This is a genomic window from Rhodoferax sp. SPJ21 (genome assembly GCF_058216335.1).
Map to the genome: position 1 here is coordinate 1 of NZ_JBYZMO010000003.1, position 17,248 is coordinate 17,248.

Annotated in this window: 12 protein-coding genes; 5 read left to right on the plus strand and 7 right to left on the minus strand. The window is 64.4% G+C overall.

Annotated features, from left to right (window positions below):
* Nucleotides 1–156: 156 nt before the first annotated feature.
* Nucleotides 157–789, plus strand: coding sequence for a LysE family translocator (locus AC4BBN_RS15425; RefSeq protein WP_490592891.1), 633 nt, complete (start codon nt 157–159; stop codon nt 787–789).
* Nucleotides 790–848: 59 nt separating this feature from the next.
* Here the strand turns inward: AC4BBN_RS15425 and AC4BBN_RS15430 are convergent, their stop codons facing one another.
* The 6 genes from AC4BBN_RS15430 to AC4BBN_RS15455 form a co-directional block, all read right to left on the minus strand.
* The gene (locus AC4BBN_RS15430; protein ID WP_490592892.1) at nt 849–1,901 is read right to left on the minus strand and encodes a S1C family serine protease; all 1,053 of its coding nucleotides are present in this window, start codon (nt 1,899–1,901) and stop codon (nt 849–851) included.
* 102 nt (nt 1,902–2,003) lie between these two features.
* On the minus strand, nt 2,004–3,266 hold the full coding sequence (locus tag AC4BBN_RS15435) for a hypothetical protein (RefSeq protein WP_490592893.1): 1,263 nt from the start codon (nt 3,264–3,266) through the stop codon (nt 2,004–2,006).
* Between the two features lie 12 nt (nt 3,267–3,278).
* Nucleotides 3,279–4,832, minus strand: coding sequence for an MBOAT family O-acyltransferase (locus tag AC4BBN_RS15440; RefSeq protein WP_490592894.1), 1,554 nt, complete (start codon nt 4,830–4,832; stop codon nt 3,279–3,281).
* Nucleotides 4,833–5,106: 274 nt separating this feature from the next.
* The gene (locus tag AC4BBN_RS15445; RefSeq protein WP_490592895.1) at nt 5,107–5,979 is read right to left on the minus strand and encodes a methylglyoxal synthase; all 873 of its coding nucleotides are present in this window, start codon (nt 5,977–5,979) and stop codon (nt 5,107–5,109) included.
* Nucleotides 5,980–6,006: 27 nt separating this feature from the next.
* Nucleotides 6,007–8,187 (minus strand): ATP-dependent DNA helicase DinG, encoded by a 2,181-nt coding sequence (dinG, locus tag AC4BBN_RS15450; RefSeq protein WP_490592896.1) that lies wholly within the window; start codon nt 8,185–8,187, stop codon nt 6,007–6,009.
* A 134-nt stretch (nt 8,188–8,321) separates the two neighbouring features.
* Complete coding sequence (locus tag AC4BBN_RS15455) at nt 8,322–9,716, minus strand: 8-oxoguanine deaminase (protein WP_490592897.1); 1,395 nt, start codon at nt 9,714–9,716, stop codon at nt 8,322–8,324.
* A 347-nt stretch (nt 9,717–10,063) separates the two neighbouring features.
* Between AC4BBN_RS15455 and AC4BBN_RS15460 the strand changes: the two genes are divergently transcribed.
* On the plus strand, nt 10,064–11,533 hold the full coding sequence (locus AC4BBN_RS15460) for a hypothetical protein (protein ID WP_490592898.1): 1,470 nt from the start codon (nt 10,064–10,066) through the stop codon (nt 11,531–11,533).
* 74 nt (nt 11,534–11,607) lie between these two features.
* On the opposite strand, the gene AC4BBN_RS15465 is transcribed toward AC4BBN_RS15460, so the two are convergent.
* Complete coding sequence (locus AC4BBN_RS15465; protein ID WP_490593633.1) at nt 11,608–13,857, minus strand: putative bifunctional diguanylate cyclase/phosphodiesterase; 2,250 nt, start codon at nt 13,855–13,857, stop codon at nt 11,608–11,610.
* 302 nt (nt 13,858–14,159) lie between these two features.
* Between AC4BBN_RS15465 and AC4BBN_RS15470 the strand changes: the two genes are divergently transcribed.
* Genes AC4BBN_RS15470 through AC4BBN_RS15480 form a run of 3 tightly spaced genes read left to right on the plus strand, consistent with a single transcriptional unit; the run spans nt 14,160 to nt 17,135 of the window.
* Nucleotides 14,160–16,232, plus strand: coding sequence for a PAS domain-containing hybrid sensor histidine kinase/response regulator (locus AC4BBN_RS15470; protein WP_490592899.1), 2,073 nt, complete (start codon nt 14,160–14,162; stop codon nt 16,230–16,232).
* Entirely contained in the window at nt 16,229–16,492 is a 264-nt protein-coding gene (locus AC4BBN_RS15475; protein ID WP_490592900.1) for a VF530 family protein, read from the plus strand. Before AC4BBN_RS15470 ends, AC4BBN_RS15475 begins: the two co-directional genes overlap by 4 nt.
* Nucleotides 16,479–17,135, plus strand: coding sequence for an RluA family pseudouridine synthase (locus tag AC4BBN_RS15480; protein ID WP_490592901.1), 657 nt, complete (start codon nt 16,479–16,481; stop codon nt 17,133–17,135). Before AC4BBN_RS15475 ends, AC4BBN_RS15480 begins: the two co-directional genes overlap by 14 nt.
* Nucleotides 17,136–17,248: the final 113 nt, after the last annotated feature.

Sequence of the window (17,248 nt, forward strand, 5' to 3'; positions counted from 1 at the left end):
AGAAGGCCCGAATCGGCTTCGAAGCGAGCAGTCTGACCTTCGTTGCGCGCCGAATCCTCAAAATTCCGGCAACGGCGGGGTCGGCGTGCATGTCGGTGGGCGGTATTTCAGCAGCCTGTTAAACCGCCCTATCAACACCTCAACCGGGCCAGCACCATGACCTTGTCCACCTACCTGCTCTACCTTGCCGCCGTGGCGGTGCTCGTGCTGTCTCCCGGCCCGACCATGTTGATGTGTATTACCCGCGCGCTACAGCACGGATGGGCGCGTGGCGTGGTGTCGGGTGTGGGCAGCATCACAGCGGCGCTGGGCATCATGTTGCTGTCGGCTATTGGCCTGGGTGCGGTGCTGGCAGCGTCTGAGGTCGCGTTTACCGTGCTCAAGGTCTGTGGCGCGGCCTACCTGATTTATCTGGGCATCAAGACCTGGCGCAGCCCGGCGCTGGCCTTCACGCCCGAGCGGGCCGGCTCTGTCGCCCTGCCCAGCCTGCGCGCCTGCTATGTGCAGGGCCTGATGGTGGGCGCCAGCAACCCCAAGGCGCTGCTGTTCTTCGCCGCTTTTTTCCCGCAGTTTCTGGACCCGGCAGCCGCCTGGGGCCCGCAAATGGCCATCCTGGCCAGCACCTTTATGGCGATGGAAATGTCGGTACTGACCCTGTGCTCACTGGGCACGGCGCGGGTAGCGCCATTTTTGGCATCCAGCAGCCACATCCGCTGGGTAAATCGTATCTGCGGCGGGCTGTTCGCCACCATGGGCGGCATTTTGCTGACCGTGCGTCGCCACGCCTGACGCTATACATTCAATAGCTGCCTGCGCAGGTAGTACCTGCGCCAGGGCCCTAAAACGCTTTAAATACCTGCGGGCTTCTGCATGGTGCTCATACGGTCCACGGCCTTGAGCACAATGGTCTTGATGTCGGCCCCCTGCAGCACCGTCAGCTCGATCGAGGCTTCGGGTTCGGCGTGTTCCCACAGCTTTTTGTAGAACGACTCCAGGGTCGTGACCTTGACGCCGTCCACCGCCAGTACTAGGTCCCCTGGCTGCAAGCCGGCTTGCTGGGCCGGACTTTCCTGGTTCACCCGCACGATCTGCACCCGGCCGGCTTGTTCGCTGGAACTCAACCCCACCCAGGGACGGTGGCTTTGCTGGCTGCTGCCGGTCTTTTCCATCTCGCCCAAAATAGGTTTGAGGAGGTCTACCGGCACAAACATATTGCCAGGCACGCCCCGGCTGCTGCCAAAGGCATCGCCCACAAACAGGCTGCCTATGCCCAGGAGCTCGCCCCTCTGGTTGAACACCGCCGCACCCGAGTGGTTGCTGATGGGCGGGCTGGTGAAAAGAGCCGCGTCAATGTGGTATTCCCAATAGCCGGAAAACGGCCGCTTGCTCACGGCCTGCACCATGGTGATGTCGCCACCATCGCCGCTGGGCTGCGGCCCGGTGACCGCCATCAGCGGCTCGCCGTTGCGCAATTCGCCCAAGCCGCCCAGCGGCACGGGCTGCACGCCACGCAGCGGCACCAGCGGCCGCACCAACCCGAAGCCGGTCGCCAGGTCATAGGCCACGGCCTGCGCCGGCAAGGTTTTGTTGTCCTGGGTGGTGATCTGGATGGTCTGCGCCTCCAGCATCAAATAGCCGATGGTGAGCACCAGGCCATCGTCGCCAATCACCACGCCCGAGCCGCTGCGCTGCTGCCCCAGGGTCTGGGCCGAGCGCGCGTTTTCTGCCACGCTGACCTGCACGCCCACCACGGCGGCATTCGCTTTGGTCAGCGCGGCCACCGCCGTCTGTGTGGCCGGTTGCGGCTGCTCTACCGCCGCCCATGCAGGGACCCAGAGCGCCAACAGAAGGCCCAGAGCGCACGGCGTCCGGATCAAAAACAAGTGCGTACCGATGGACATCGCGGACTCCTTGTAAACAGCCAATACTGACTTTGCAAAGAATGCGCTTAAATCAATACGGACACAACAATGGGGGTATTCACACCCCTCTTGATCCGTAAGTCAGCGGCTTGGCAGGCGCTGCTTGGCCTGGCTGGCCAGTGCTTCCAGGGCCTGCACATCGGCTGCATGGCTGAGCCGGTAGTCCCGCTCCTGCGCCTGCAGGGTGGCGATGTGGGCTTCCAGGTTGGCGGGCTGCATTTGCACGCCCCATGCCAGGTCGGGCGTGCCGTGCCCGAGTACACGGTCTAAAACTAGCCCACCCAGTGCACTCTTGAAATGGCCGGCCTCCCAGTACCACTGCATTTGGGACTTGCGGTCGCCACGCGGGGGGATGTCTTCGTTCGCATAGCGGTTGAAGCCGCTGAAGTCCCACAGTGGCACAGCCCGGCCCGGCGCGGAAGCCTGTTCCACAGTGCGCACCAACACGCGCTTCCAGTCTTCGAACACCGGCCAGTGTCCGCTGAGGCGCATGATCTGGAGCAAATGGGCGTGGTAGGGGTAGACCACCAGGTGCAGCTCTATGCCGTTCTGCTGGCACAGCTGTATGACGCGGCGCAAGTCCTCCAGCGCATAGGACGAGCGGCCACCCGCATCCAGAATGCTCTTGGGGCGGCGCAGATAGGCCTGCAGGTTGGCCACATCTTTTTGCCGGAACACGTTCCAGTAGCCCTCGTCCGCCGAGATCTTGACGTAATCCTGCATGGGGTTGAAGCCCAGCGGCGTGAGGTCGCTGGCATAGGCGTTGCGCTGGCTGGCCAGGGTCTGCACCGAGTCCAGCAAGGCGCCCATGGTCAGGGTCGATTCCGCGTAGTCGCGCAGCTGCTGGCGCCAGCGGGTCGGGTTGGCAGCGCCGTCGCCCTGCGTCAGCCAGCGCCCGCCCGAGCCCGCTCCGGCAGGGCTGGACGGCGGCGTGCGCGGGTCCACCAGGAAGTCCATGAAGTCAACGCCCCAGACCACCACCTTCGGGTGGGCACCGGGGCTGGCCAGCACATGCTGCAGGCTTTGTACGCTGGTGGAGGTGTCGGTGCCTGGCAGCGCCAGATTGAACACAGGTTGCGCGGCTGCCGGCCAGGCCGGATGCTGCGGGTCAAAGCCGACTTCGGCCCGCGAGTTGCCCAGGATCAGCGCGCCTGGCTGCACACGCAGCACCTGGTAGGCCTTGGCCATGGAGCCGTGGGCACCGGCTGCAGATTTTACCTGGTTGAACCCGGCCCGGTCCACGCCGCGAATGAGGCCGTAAGGGTCCACCACAGCATTGAATACGGCAACCACCAGCACCAGAACAGCGGTCAAGCCCAGCCAGCCGAAAAGATAACGCTTCATGGGTGCCGGGCCTTAAAACTGGAAGTACAAAAACTCGCTGGGCCGGGTCAGCAGCAGCAGGCCGCAGGCCAGTACCACCGCCATCAGCATGCCCCAGCGGCGGTTGGGCGCCCACAGCCAGCGGGTCTGCACGGCGTCGCCGCCCTGGTCCAACGCCGGTTTGAAGCGGCCCATGATCTGCTGGCTGTTGGGAGCGAAAAACACCATGGGCAGCAAAGCGATCACCCAGACAAAAGTCATCACGAAATCGCGCCCGCCGCCCGGGGTAAAGGCCACACCCTTCAGTGCCAGCCAGTTACCCAGCCCACCCAGCCGCAGGCCAATCGCGTCCGGCAAGCTGATGCCGTCGCGCCCCAGCATCGCGCCGAGCACGCGCAGCGCACCATCCAGGGTGCTGGCGCGGAAAAACACCCAGCCCACCACCACCGCCAGAAAGGTCAGCAGCACGGCCAGTGCATGGCCCGCCACCGTGCGGGGCCCGGCGTCCCAGCCGCGCTGGCGGCAAACAGCCTGCCAGCCCTGGTGCAGCACCAGATACATGCCGTGCAGGCCGCCCCAGATCACAAAGGTCCAGCCCGCGCCATGCCACAAGCCGCCCAGCAGCATGGTCGCCATCAGGTTCACGTAGCGCCAGGACACGCCCTTGCGGTTGCCGCCCAGCGGGATGTAGAGATAGTCGCGCAGAAAGCGCGACAGCGTCATGTGCCAGCGCCGCCAGAAGTCGGCAATATTGGCGGCCTTGTAGGGTGAATTGAAGTTCAGCGGCAGCCGCACGCCCAGCATGAAAGACAGGCCAATCGCCATGTCGCAATAGCCCGAAAAATCAAAATACAGCTGCAGCGTGTACGCCAGCGCACCGCCCCAGCTCTGCAGCAGGCCCAGAGCCTCGCCCTGCTCCGCCGCCTTGAACAGCAGGCTGGCGTAGGGGGCCACGCCATCGGCGAGCACCACTTTTTTGAACAGGCCCAGCGCAAACATGGTCAAGCCAGCGGTGAAATTCTCCGCGCTAAAACGGTAGGTGCTGGCCCGCGTGAACTGCGGCATCATTTCCTTGTGGTGCAGCACCGGCCCGGCGATAAGGTGCGGGAAATAGGTGACAAACAGGCTGTAGTGGATGAAGTTGAACTCCTTGGCCTTGCCCTGCGCCGCATCCACCAGAAACGCGATCTGCGTGAAGGTGAAGAACGAGATGCCCAGGGGCAACACGATGGCAGCCAGCGGGTAAGCCGTGCCCAGCGATGCATTCACGATGCCGATGCTGAAGTCTGCGTACTTGTAGTAGCCCAGCAGCGCCAGGTCGGCCCCCACCCCAAAGGCCAGCAACCACTTACGGCGGCGCGAACCGATGTCGTCGCCCTGCGCCAGGCGGTAGCCCACGGTGTAGTTGAAAACAATCGACGCCAGCAGCAGGCCCAAGTAGGCCGGGTTCCACCAAGCGTAGAAGAACAGCGAGCAAGCCGTCAGCCACGCCGCGCCAGCACGCAAGCTGTAGCGCCCCAGGCGGAAGAACACCAGCAATAAGACTGGCAGGAACAGAAACAGAAACTCGACCGAGTTAAATAGCATGGGGCACCCAGTGATTCAGACCGGCCACCGAACCAGACGGCAGCGGCAACATCATAGCTAGCAATTTAGGAGCTAGCTACGCATATTGCACCTGCGCGAGCGGCCATTTTTTCCTGAATATTTACATACCTCCGACCTATCACCACAACCGTTCGCCCTGAGCCAGTCGAAGGGCTTGCCGATAGAGCCCTTCGACAGGCTCAGGGCGAACGGGTTTTTTACATGTGTGCTTTTGATCTGAGGCATACATCTAATCAGCCATTTTTCCTCAAACTCAGACCACGCGGGTCAGCGCCTGGGCCCAGTGCCAGGCCATGGCGGGGGAATTCATACAGCTGGTGCGCTGGCCTGCGCTACACACGGCGCGCTCCATCAGCTGGATGTCGGCCTCATGCTGGCGGGCTACATGCGGGTCCTCAAAAAAGATCACCTTCTGGCAGGTGCCGTCCAGCACACGCTCGGCGATCTGCGCGTCGCCGCCCAGGGGGCCGCTGCGGTAGGGCGTGGCCCAGGGCTTGTCGCGCGGCCAGCCCCTGCTCCAGGCCAGGGCATTCAGCAGGCCGCCGGTGGTGCCGGTGGCCACGCGCTCCTGGTAGCGCGACAGCAAATCGAAATGCGTGCCGGCAAACTCCACCATCTGGGTCTTCAGTGCGTCGTGGGCGATCAGCGCCACCACCTGGGTCGGCATGGCGTCCAGCAGAGCCTTGCCGGACGTTTGGGCTGGTGCCAGGCTGGCGTGCAAACCCTCGATCTCCAGCCACTCCAGCGCGGCGGCTTCGGTGGCCAGGAACGGCTTGCCGTGGGTCACACACTGGCGCTTCAGGGCCAGAGCCTCGGGGTACATCGAGGACGGGTCTACCGGGTCGATCAGAAAAATCACGCCGTCCAGCGCATGCGCGGGGTTCACGCCGCCCACGATGTGTGAGACCAGGCGCGTCAGCCCGCCCTCAAAACCATTCGGGTAGCGCACCAGGCCGGGGAAGCTGTCCAGCAGGCCATAGCGCTCCACCGCGTCATAGGTGCCGCCGACGGCGTGCAAGCCCAGGTTGAGCCCGCGCACCGAGGGCTCGGCGGCGCGGAGCCAACGCAGCAGGCCGCTGTCGGAGCCCTGGCGGTGCAGGCGGTGGGCAATGAGTCCGAAACGCATGGTGGTCTCCTCAGATATTTTTGTAATTTACGCCAGTGTTTTACCTTGCGCGTCCAGGCGCTTGCGGGCGAAAGGCGGCAGCCCTTGCAGCAGGCGCTGGCCGTACGAAGTGTCGGACAGGCGCCGGTCGTAACAATAGACGAAGGATTTGTCCGTCTCGGTGCGGATGGCGCGGCCCGCCCACTGGGCCAGCTTGATGGCCGTGGCCGGCACCACCAGCTCCGAAAACGGGTCGCGGCCCACGCCGCGCAGCCATTCGGCCCGGGCTTCGCCCACCGGGTCGTCGGGCGGGGCGAAGGGCAGCTTGGCGATGAATACGGTCTCGCACAGCTGGCCGGGCAGGTCCAGGCCTTCGCCGAAGCTTTGCATGCCGAAGATGATGGACACCAGGCCGGCCTGCACGCGTTCACGGTGCTGCTGCATCAGGCGCATGCGCGGCAGGTCACCCTGCACCAGCACCAGGCTGCGCAGCTTATCGGGCAGGGCTAGCACCGCCTGGCGCATCTGGTCGCGCGACGTGAACAGGCACAGCGCGCCATGCTGCACGTCGGCCAGGTCGCGCACCAGGGCCAGCACCATCTCGGCGGTGAAGGCGCTGGCGTTGCGCGGGTCGGCCAGGGTCTGCACGGTGACAAACTGGCCCTGGCTGGCGTAGTCGAAGGGGCTGGCCACCTCCAGCGTGGTGGTGGCGTCGTCTTCTTTCAAACCGGTTTCGCGCAGGAAGAAATCAAACTCGCCGCAGCTGGTCAGCGTGGCCGATGTGACCACCGCCGCCCGCACGCCGGCCCACAGCTGGTTGCGCAGGGCCGAGCCGGGCAGGATGGGGCTGGCGTAGGCCTTGATATGCACCCGGCCGTCGTTGTTCGCTAGGGTGAACCATTTGGCTACTGGGGCGCGGGTGGGGCCTGAAGGGTTGGCCGGCACCTCCTGCAACAGCAGCTGCGCCGTGGCGTGCACCGATTCCAGCCGGGGCGACAGCGTGCCCAGCTGGGCATACAGCACCGATAGGCGGCGCGCCTCGTTGGGGTTGTCCTTCATCTCGGCGCGCAAGGCCTTGGCGATGGCATTCAGCACGTCCAGAAAGCTCTCGGCCAGCACGCTGACCATGCCCAGCGGCTCGACCAGCATCAGCGGCAGCTCGCCCTTGGGTAGGCGCACGCGCGGCGGGCCGTAGGCACCGGCCGGCTCGTTCAGCACCGGGGCATACAGCTCGGCCACGCTGCGGGCGATCTCCTCTAGCGTTTGCTTGAGCTGGGACGCATAGCGGCTGACTTCGGCCACCTCGGACACAGCCATCAGCGAGCCTATGCGCTTGGAGCGGCTGGCCAGGGTGTCGATCCAGCCGAGGCGGCTCAGGTCCATGGAGCAAGAGAATTTATCCAGCGCCACGGCGGGCAGGTGGTGGCCCTCGTCCAGTACCAGCAGGCAGTTGTCCAGCTCGGGCAGGGTACGCGTGCCCAGGGTGGACAGCAGCAGGTCGTGGTTGGCCACGATCACCTGGGCGCCGACCAGCTCCTTGCGTTTCTCAAAATACGTGCAGCCGTTGAACACCGGGCAATGTTTGCCGGTGCAGCTACTGGCTTCCGCGGCGATGGGCTGCCAGATGTCGGCATCGGGCTGCTGGGCCAGGTTGTCGCGGTCGCCGTCCCAGCGGGCGCTGGCCAGCTCGCGCGCAAGCTCCGAATACTGCAGCATGCGGGCCTCTTCGTCGTGGCGCACCAGCGGGGCGCCGGCGGCGGCCAGCTCATCCGCGAAAAAATCGTCTTCGTCCAGCGCGCCGCCCTCGCCTGCCAGGCGCGCCAGCTTGAGCTTGCACACATAGCGGCCCCGGCCCTTGGCCAGGCCAAAGCGAAAGGGCTCGGGCATCATGGCCGCCAACGCGGGCAGGTCCTTGGTGACCAACTGCTCCTGCAAAGCCACCGTGGCGGTGGAGATCAGCACCCGGGTCTTGCGCGACAGCGCCAGGGCAATGGCCGGCACGCAGTACGCCAGCGACTTGCCCACGCCGGTACCGGCCTGTATCACCGCGATGGAACGCTGCGGGATGGCGTCTTCGTCCTCCAGCTTGCCCAGCGTGGCCTCGGCAAAGGTCTGGGCCACGCGCTCGGCCATCAGCCGCTGGCCGGGCCGGCTGCGAAAGCTGCCCGCTGCGCCCACCACCTGGTCAAAAGCATCAAGAGCGGACTGGGCGAGGTTTTCGGGAGACATGGGCAGACAAATGCGGGGCTGTATGGGCTTACAGTTTAACGGAGCGGCTGCGCCAGCCCAGGTTTATATGAAAAATAGGGCTCTGGCGCAGGTACTACCTGCGCAAGTAGCTATCAAAATTGGAGCAATAAAAATCAGACCTGGGCCAGCTGCAGGGCCAGGCGGTTGTGCCGCTCCACCAGCGGCCCCAGGTCCACGGTGGTGAGCTGGCCCTGGCGCACCACGACGCGGCCATTGACCACGGTGTAAGCGGCCTGCGGGCTGGCGCACAGCAGCAGGCTGCCCAGCGGATCGTGCACGGCGCCACCGGCAAAGCCCAGGGTGCGCAGGTCAAACAGGGCCAGGTCCGCGCACATGCCGGGCGCCAGATGGCCGATGTCATTCCGGCCCAGCACCTGGGCACCGCCACGCGTGGCCATGGCCAGCGCGTCGCGGGCCGTCATCTCGGCCGGGCCCGTGTCACAACCGAAAGGTTCCAACGACTTGCCTACCCGCGCCAGCAGCAAGGCCTGGCGCGCTTCGGCCACCATGTGGGCACCGTCATTGCTGGCGCTGCCATCCACCCCCAGGCCTACCGGTACGCCCGCGTCCAGCAGCTTGCGGATAGGGGCGATGCCGCTGGCCAAACGCATATTGCTGCAAGGGCAATGGGCCACACCGGTACGGGTGGCGGCATACAGGCTGATGCCCTCGGCGTCCAGCTTTACGCAGTGGGCATGCCACACATCGTCGCCCAGCCAGCCCAGCTCTTGCGCATACTGGGCGGGCGTGCAGTTGAACTTTTCGCGGCTGTAGGCGATGTCGTGGTCGTTCTCGGCTAGGTGGGTGTGCATGCGCACGCCCAGGCTGCGCGCAAGAACGGCCGATTCGCGCATCAGGTCGCGGCTGACGCTGAACGGCGAGCACGGTGCCACCGCCACCTGCAGCATGGAGCCGTGGCTGGCATCGTGGTAGCGCTGCACCAGGCGCTGGGTGTCTTGCAGGATGGCGTCTTCATTTTCGACCACGCTGTCGGGCGGCAGGCCGCCCTGGGAGGCGCCCACGCTCATGCTGCCCCGGGTGGCGGTGAAGCGCATACCGATGTCAAAGGCCGCGTGGATGCTGTCGTCCAGGCGCACGCCATTCGGGTAAATGTAGAGATGGTCGCTACTGGTGGTGCAGCCGCTGAGCAGCAGCTCGGCCATGGCGACCTGGGTGGACACATGGACCATCTCGGGCGTCAGCCCGGCCCAGAGGGGGTACAGCCCGCGCAGCCAGCCAAATAACTCGGCGTTCTGCACCTGGGGAATGGCCCGCGTCAGGCTCTGGTACATGTGGTGGTGCGTGTTGACCAGGCCGGGCAGTACCAGGTGGCCGGTCGCGTCTATCACCTCATCGGCGCTGTCGGCCAAGCCGGGTGGCATGCTGGCCATGGGTCCGAGCGACTCAATGCGGCCGCCACGGATGAAAACATAGGCATTGCGCCATTCCTGGCCCTGGGCGTCCATGGTGGCCAAGCATTCGGCATTGCTTATCAGGAGAGTTTGCATAGGCCGAAGAGGATAAATGAGCGGGCAGAAAAAAACCCGCCAGAGGCGGGTTTTTTCCAAAGTCTACCCAAGAATTACTTGGCAACCGACTTCTTAGCTGGTTTCTTGCTGTGCTTTTTCTTTGCCATGATCTTCTTTCAAAGTGAAAAAATTAAAACGTCTGTCATTCAATTCACATTTACCTGCAGACACCTCTAGAACGCGGCGCTGTACGGGCGGTTGACAAGTCTTTGAAAAAACCTGCGCCTCCCCAGCGCCCTCTATTGGGTGGGAATTCTAAGGCTACGGCCTGTGGCTTTTGTGACGCCGTATGGATATATCCCGGACATGTACCATCGCCCTCCTCTATGCAAGCCCTTCTGACGCCCCGCTCCGCGCTGCCGCCCTACCAAAACCGTGACTTTTTGCGCTTTCTGGTCTGCGCTCCGTTCTTCTGGATGCTGCTGTTTCTGATGGCCGAGGCCGCACTGGCGGCCAGCACCACCTGGCTGATCATCGAAGCCGGGCGTGACGTGGTGGACAAGGTGTTTCTGGTGTCCGACTTCGTGTGGATCGTTGCCGTCCAGTCGGCGTCCTACGTGTTGGGCGCCAGCAGCTGGATTTTTGCCGAGCGCGCCGGCTTTGGCGCCTTTGGCCGCTACATGCTGCGCTTTGCGCGCGACAACCGGGGCCAGGCGAGCTTGCTGGGCGACAAGGACCAGCGTGAAGAGGTGGAGCCGTTCCTGACCAACGAGGCCTTCCACATCTTCTTCGAGCTGGTTTATGAATTGGAAGCGGACCTGAAGCTGCTGTTCGGCCTGCTGTTCAACGCCGCCGTGCTGGGCGTGGCCATTGATGGTGGGCTGCCGCTGGTCTACGCGGGGGTGTTTGCCATCTTGCTGCTAATGCAGTGGCTGCTGCGCAAACCGGTGGCATCTGCCTACCTGGCGCACCAGCGCAGCACCAACCGCATGACGGCGCACACCTACAGCGCCTGGGACAACATCTTCAGCGGCAACCGCTACAACTTTCGCCTGTGGCACGCGGGCTTCAAGACCCGGCTGCGCGACGCGCTGGCGGCGCAGATCCGGGCCATTCTGGCGCGTGAAGGCTTGGCCACCATCAATGGAATCGTCTCGCTGGCCGCCCTATTTGCCTACCTGGCCTGGGTGGCGGGCGACAACGCAGGCAATACCAGCCTGCTGGTGGCACTGGCGGCAACCCTGCCACGGCAAATCGCCCTGTCCAGCGATATGCACGACCTGGCCTCCGGCTGGAACGACCTGGCCGCCGTGTGGACGCGCATAGGCGGAGCCTGCAACGCCATGCGCCCGGCGCCCGATGCGGCCTTCACCCAGCGCATTGCCTATGACCAACTGCGCTTGCAATGGGCGACGGCCGGCGAGAGCATCGCCTGCACCACGCTGGACCAGGTACAGCAGACCGTGCAGTCCCAGCCCACCGGGCGGCTGATGGTGCGCGGTGGCAATGGCTCAGGCAAGTCCACCCTGCTGGCCGCGCTGAAAGTGGCGCTGGGCCAACAAGCCTTCTACTGGCCCACGCAGGACAAGCTAGCGTTTGCATTTACCCAGGGCAGCGAAGCAGACGATGCCGAAGAAGATGGCGATGGTGAAGAGGCGCCCAGCAGCAGCGGCTTCTCGTCCGGCGAACGCCAACTGCGCGCGCTGCAGGAGATCACAGACAAAACCCGTACCGCCGTCTACCTGCTGGACGAGTGGGACGCCAACCTGGATGCACGCAACCGCGCGGCCGCCGAAAGCCTGGTGCAGACCCTGGCCGCACGCGCTGTGGTGGTAGAGATCTCACACCGTGCCTGATGTGGCCAGCGCTACAGTTTAAATAGCTGCTTGCGCAGACGCCACCTGCGCTAGCGGCCGATTTCTTATAAACCTCAAACTTCCACGGCCACCGGCGCGTAACCCAGCCACTGGCTGGCCTCGTCCGCCGTCAGCGGCTGGGCGAACAAATAGCCCTGAAGCTCATGGCAGCCTGCGGCCCGCGCCACCACGGCCTGGGCCTCGGTTTCAATGCCTTCGGCCACCACGTTCAAGTCCAGTGCCACAGCCAGTTGGCAAACGGCACGCACCACGGCCGTGGCATCGGGTGCCGGCAGAGGTTCGATCAGGCCACGGTCTATCTTCACCGACTGCACTGGCAGACTGCGCAGCATGTTCAGTGACGAAAAGCCGGTGCCAAAGTCATCCAGCCCCACAGCCACACCCAGTGCACGCAGGCGCAAAATCTGCTCACGCACCTCGGCCGGGTTGGACACCGCCGCGCTCTCGGTCAGCTCCAGCAGCAGGGCCTTGGCCGGCAGACCATAGCTCTGCAGCAGGCCCTCCACCAGCGCAGGAAAGCCGCCACCCAGCATCTGCAGCGGCGACACATTAATGGCCACCGGCACCACATCGTCAAAGCGGTTGCGCCAGTCCGCCACTTGTGCGCAGGCCTGACCCAGCAGCAACTGGCCCAGGTCGTCGATCAAGCCGGTGCGCTCGGCCACGGCGATGAACTCCACGGGGCTGACCCAGCCGCGCGTGGGACTGTCCCAGCGGGCTAGTGCCTCGAAGCTGGTCAGCCGACCAGTGTGTGCGTCCACCTTGGGTTGGTAGAAGAGCTTGAACTCGCGCCGCTCAATGGCCGTTCGCAAAGTCTGCTCTTGCTCCAGCACATCGCTGGAGCCCTGCTCAAAGCGCGCCTCCGCCAGCGCCACCGAGGTGCCCGGCGTACGCTTGGCCACGTGCATGGCGGTGTTGGCGGCACGCAGCATGGATTCGGCGTCCTGCGCGTGCTCCGGGAAGAGAGCGATGCCCATGGACACGTCGATGAAAAAATCATGCTGCGACAGAACCAGCGGGCGCTGCAACAAAGCTTGCACCTGGCGCGCCACGGCCTGTGGGCGATTCGGATCGTCGTCGCAAGACACCACGAAGGCGAACTCGTCTGCCCCCAGGCGCATCAGGCCGCAGCCCTCGCCCATCTCGTGCAGCAGCATGGCGACCAGGACCTGCAACACCTCGTCCCCCACCGTCAGGCCATGGGCTTCGTTGAACAGCTTGAAACGGTCTATGCCCAGCAGCACCAGGCCAAAAGAAGGGCTGGTGAGGCCGCTCTGCGGCTGGTTGCCACAACGCTCACGCAGCGCCTGCAGCAGGGCCCGCCGATTCGGCAAGCCCGTCAGGTCGTCGTACATAGCTTGCAGCTGCAAGGCCTGGGTGACCTCGCGGCGCCGGGTCTGGTCTGTCACCAGAAACTGGATGGCCTTCACGTCGTCCCAGCGCGTGAGCCAGGCGGAAAAGCGCAGCCACACCGCCGAGCCATCCTGCCGGTACCGCAGGCCTTCCCACTGCACATGGTCGGCACGGCCGGAATTCAGCTGGCGCAGATGGCCGTGCACCTGCTCTACCTCGTTCGCCGGAATGCCTTGCAGCAGCGATGCGGGTGCCACTTTGGCTAGATCGGTAAAGCCGTAGATGGCCATCAAGGCGGGGTTGGCAAACAGCACACGCGGGCCGGCGCACACCATGATGCCCTGGTGCGATCGCTCCACCAGACGCTGGAAACGGTTGTGCAGACGGCGCGACTCCAGGATGGAGTGCTCCAGCGCGATATAGACGAGCACCAGACCCAGGGCCAAACGCAGCACCGAGGCCAGATTCATTTGCAGAACTGCCATACCGCCCTGCACCCATAGCGCCTGGCCTATGCCCAGAACACCCACTACCAGCATCAAGGGTCCGACGGCTCTTTCGGTGCTAGCGCTGCGGCGCAGGCCGCGACTGACCAGCAAGCCAGCCCACACTAGAAATGCCGGTACCAGCCAAGCCAGAGCCAGCTGCTGCTGGAACCCCAGCACCGCCATGTCCACCAAAAGAAATAAGGAAAGGAATATCTGCCATTCACGGCGGCTGAGCTTCCATCCGGCAAACCGCGTGCTGCCACGCAGCATCAATAGGATGTTGGCCGTCTGGCCGATAACTACCAGCGCCAAACTGGCGCCCGCCCAGGCGGGCTGGCCTCTTTGGCCAAAGATGTAGCCCCAGGGCACGAGGACCTGGGCCAACTGCGCTGCACCCATGTCACGCGCGAAAAGCTGGTTGCGATGACCCAGCCATACCCATAACAGGGCCAGGCCCATCATCAGGTTCACAGCTGCATTCACCAGAAGCGAATAAAGAACAACGTCACTGGTGTATGGCAACATGAATCGTATACAAAATAACCTTGGAAAATAGATTGCCCGCTATCGTAACCGGATGTGCTGTGTAAACCGTATCGATTTGCAATAACCCGAATTCGCGGAATAAGCAAAGCCACTTGGGCTTCTTTGTTACATTTCAGACTGGGAAATCGTCAAAATGTGGGACAGAAATACCCTGCAGCCCCACCCGCTACCACCGCCCTGCGCCCGCCCCGGCAGGGGTGTACATTGCCCCTAACGCCATGCCGCAAGACCGCCCGCCTGAGGACCACCCACTGCCGCAAGTTGTGAGCGACCTGCGCGCCTACCAGGCAGAACTGGAAAGCCAGAACAAGGTACTGCGATTCAGCCAGGCCGCAGCCGAAGCCGCGTCCGAGCGTTTTGAAACCCTGTTCTCCGGCGTACCTCTGGCCCTGATGGTGGTGGACGACCATGACATGGTGGTGCAAAGCAATGCCATGGCGCAGCGCCTGTTCCAGCCTACCGAACGCGACCGTCCGCTGCATTTTTTGATGCCCTTCGTCAGCCCCGGCTGTACCGAGCAGGTGCGCCAGGCCTTCCGCGAAGCGCGGGTGGACGGCCACTGCGAGGCCACCGAGGTGGTGTTCAACATCGGCCCCACGGGCACCATGTCGGGTGACCTGCATATTGCCCGCCTGGAAAGCGCCCAGGAATCCCTGGTCCATTACATCTGCGCGGTGGTGGACCAGGGCCCGCTGCTGGCCGAGCGCCGCGCACTGCAGCTCAGCGCCACCGCCCTGCGCCAACGCAACGGGCAGTTGCGCATGAGCGAAAGCCGGCTGGAGGCGGTGATCAACTCCGCGCTGGACGCCATCATCTGCATCGACAAAGACCAGCGCATCACCGTCTTCAACCCCACGGCGGCAGCGCTGTTTCAGTGCCCGTCCGAGCAGGCCCTGGGCAGCGCGCTGGCGCGCTTCTTCCCGGATGCCGAGCACGCCCTGGCGCTGAACCAAATTTCCACCCAGGCATTTCTGGGCGAAATGCAGGCCCTGACGGCCAGTGGCCGCACCCTGTCGGTCGAGGTCAGCGTGTCGTTCGAGCGCCATCCTACCGGTGAGACCACCACCGTTTTCGCCCGTGACCTCACCAGCCGCAAGCGCGCCGAAGCCCAGCGCGGCGTGCTCGAAGCCCAGCTGCGCGAATCGCAAAAAATGCAGGCTGTCGGCACCATGGCCGGGGGCATTGCCCACGACTTCAACAACATCCTGAGCGCCATCCTCGGCAACGTAGAGCTGGCCAAGGAAGACGCTGGCCCGAACTCACCGGCCCAGGTCAGCCTGCACGAGATCGAGAAAGCCGGTCGCCGCGCGCGCGACCTGGTGCGCCAGATTCTCACCTTCAGCCGCAATGAAGCCCCCCGGCGCAGCCCGGTGTCTCTGGCCGAGGTGGTGGTGGAAACCGAACGCCTGCTGCGCGTGACCCTGCCACCCGCAGTAGAACTGCACATGCACATCAACCCCGACACCCCGGTGGTGCTGGCCGATCCGGTGCAGGTGCAGCAGGCGGTGCTGAACCTGTGTACCAACGCCATCCAGGCATCTGTGGAACCGCGCGGCGTGGTCAGCATCGAGCTGTCCGGCGTGGTGCCCGACGCGCGGCTGTGCACACGGCTGGGGCTTACGCCCGGTCCGCACGCCGTGCTGGCCGTGCTGGACAGCGGCAAAGGCATGGACGATGTCACCCTAAGGCGCATTTTTGAACCCTTCTTCACCACCAAAGAGGTGGGCCAGGGCACGGGCCTGGGCCTGGCCGTGGTGCACGGGGTCATGCGCAGCCATGCCGGAGCCGTCGATGTGCAAAGCGCGCCCGGCCTGGGCAGCCGCTTCACCCTGTACTTCCCGGCAACGGAAACAGTCACCGCGCCGCCGCCGGTCGCCCCGAGCGCACCCGCCGCGCCCAGTGCCGGCGTGCAAGGCAAGCACGTCATGTACGTGGACGACGACCACGCGCTGGTGTTCCTGGTAGAGCGCCTGCTGCGCCGGCGTGGCCTGCGTGTGAACGGTTTTTCCGACCCCAACAAGGCGGCCGCCGAACTGCGCGCGAATGCCGCAGGGTACGACCTGCTGGTTACCGACTTCAATATGCCCGGCTACTGCGGCGTGGACCTGGTGCGAGAGGCCCTGCGCATCCGCCCGGACTTGCCCGTGGCGCTCGCGTCTGGCTACATCACCGCCGAGATCGAGCAAAGTGCTATCGCCGAGGGCGTCAAAGCCCTGATCCACAAACCCAATGACGTGGAAGAGCTGTGTGCTACCGTGCAGCGCCTGATTTTGGACAACGCCGCACCATGACCGCAGACTTCACCCCCACACCACCCCAAAGCCAAGCCCGTAACCCGCTGCATGGCTTCACGCTGGAATCCATCCTGACCCAGCTGGTCGCCGCCTATGGCTGGGAAGAGCTCGGGCGCCAAATCAACATTCGCTGCTTTACCAGCGACCCCAGCATCAACTCCAGCCTGAAATTTCTGCGCAAAACGCCCTGGGCGCGCGAAAAGGTCGAAAGCCTGTTCCTCTTCATGCAGCGCGAACAACGCCGTGGAAATCTCTGAGCCCACGGGCCTGGAAACGGTCTACGCCGATGCACACCTTGTCGTTTTCAACAAACCCAGCGGCCTGCTCTCGGTGCCAGGGCGGGGCGACGACAAGCAAGACTGCCTGAGCGCCCGCGCACAGGCCCTATTTGCCGATGCGCTGATCGTCCACCGGCTGGACATGTCCACCTCGGGCCTGATGCTGATGGCGCGCGGCATTGCCATGCAGCGCCTGCTGAACGCCGCCTTCGCAGGCCGCAGCATTTCCAAGCGCTATACCGCCGTGGTGGCGGGCGTGCTGCAGGCCGGCCACAGTGCCGATGGCTGGGGCCAAATAGATCTGGCCATCCGCCTGGACTGGCCGAACCGGCCGCTGCGCATGGTGGACCCCGCAGAAGGCAAACCCAGCTGCACCCGCTGGCAAGCCCTGTCCGCAACCGAGCACAGCACCCGGCTGCTGCTGGAGCCTGTCACCGGCCGATCCCACCAGCTGCGCGTGCACCTGGCCGCCATTGGCCACCCGATTCTGGGCGATGCGCTCTACGCCCCGCCCCCTGTGCAGGCACAGGCCCCGCGCCTGCTTCTGCATGCCAGCCGGCTGGAACTGGAGCACCCGGCGACCGGCCAAGCGCTGTGCTTCGAGAGCGTCGCACCCTTCTGAGCCCAGCTGCACACTGCTACTTTTTCAATAGCTGCTCGCGCACATCCGATAAGCGCCAGAGACGTTTTCATTCATAACTGCTAGGATAAACTGGCTGGCAAGAGGAGCATGCC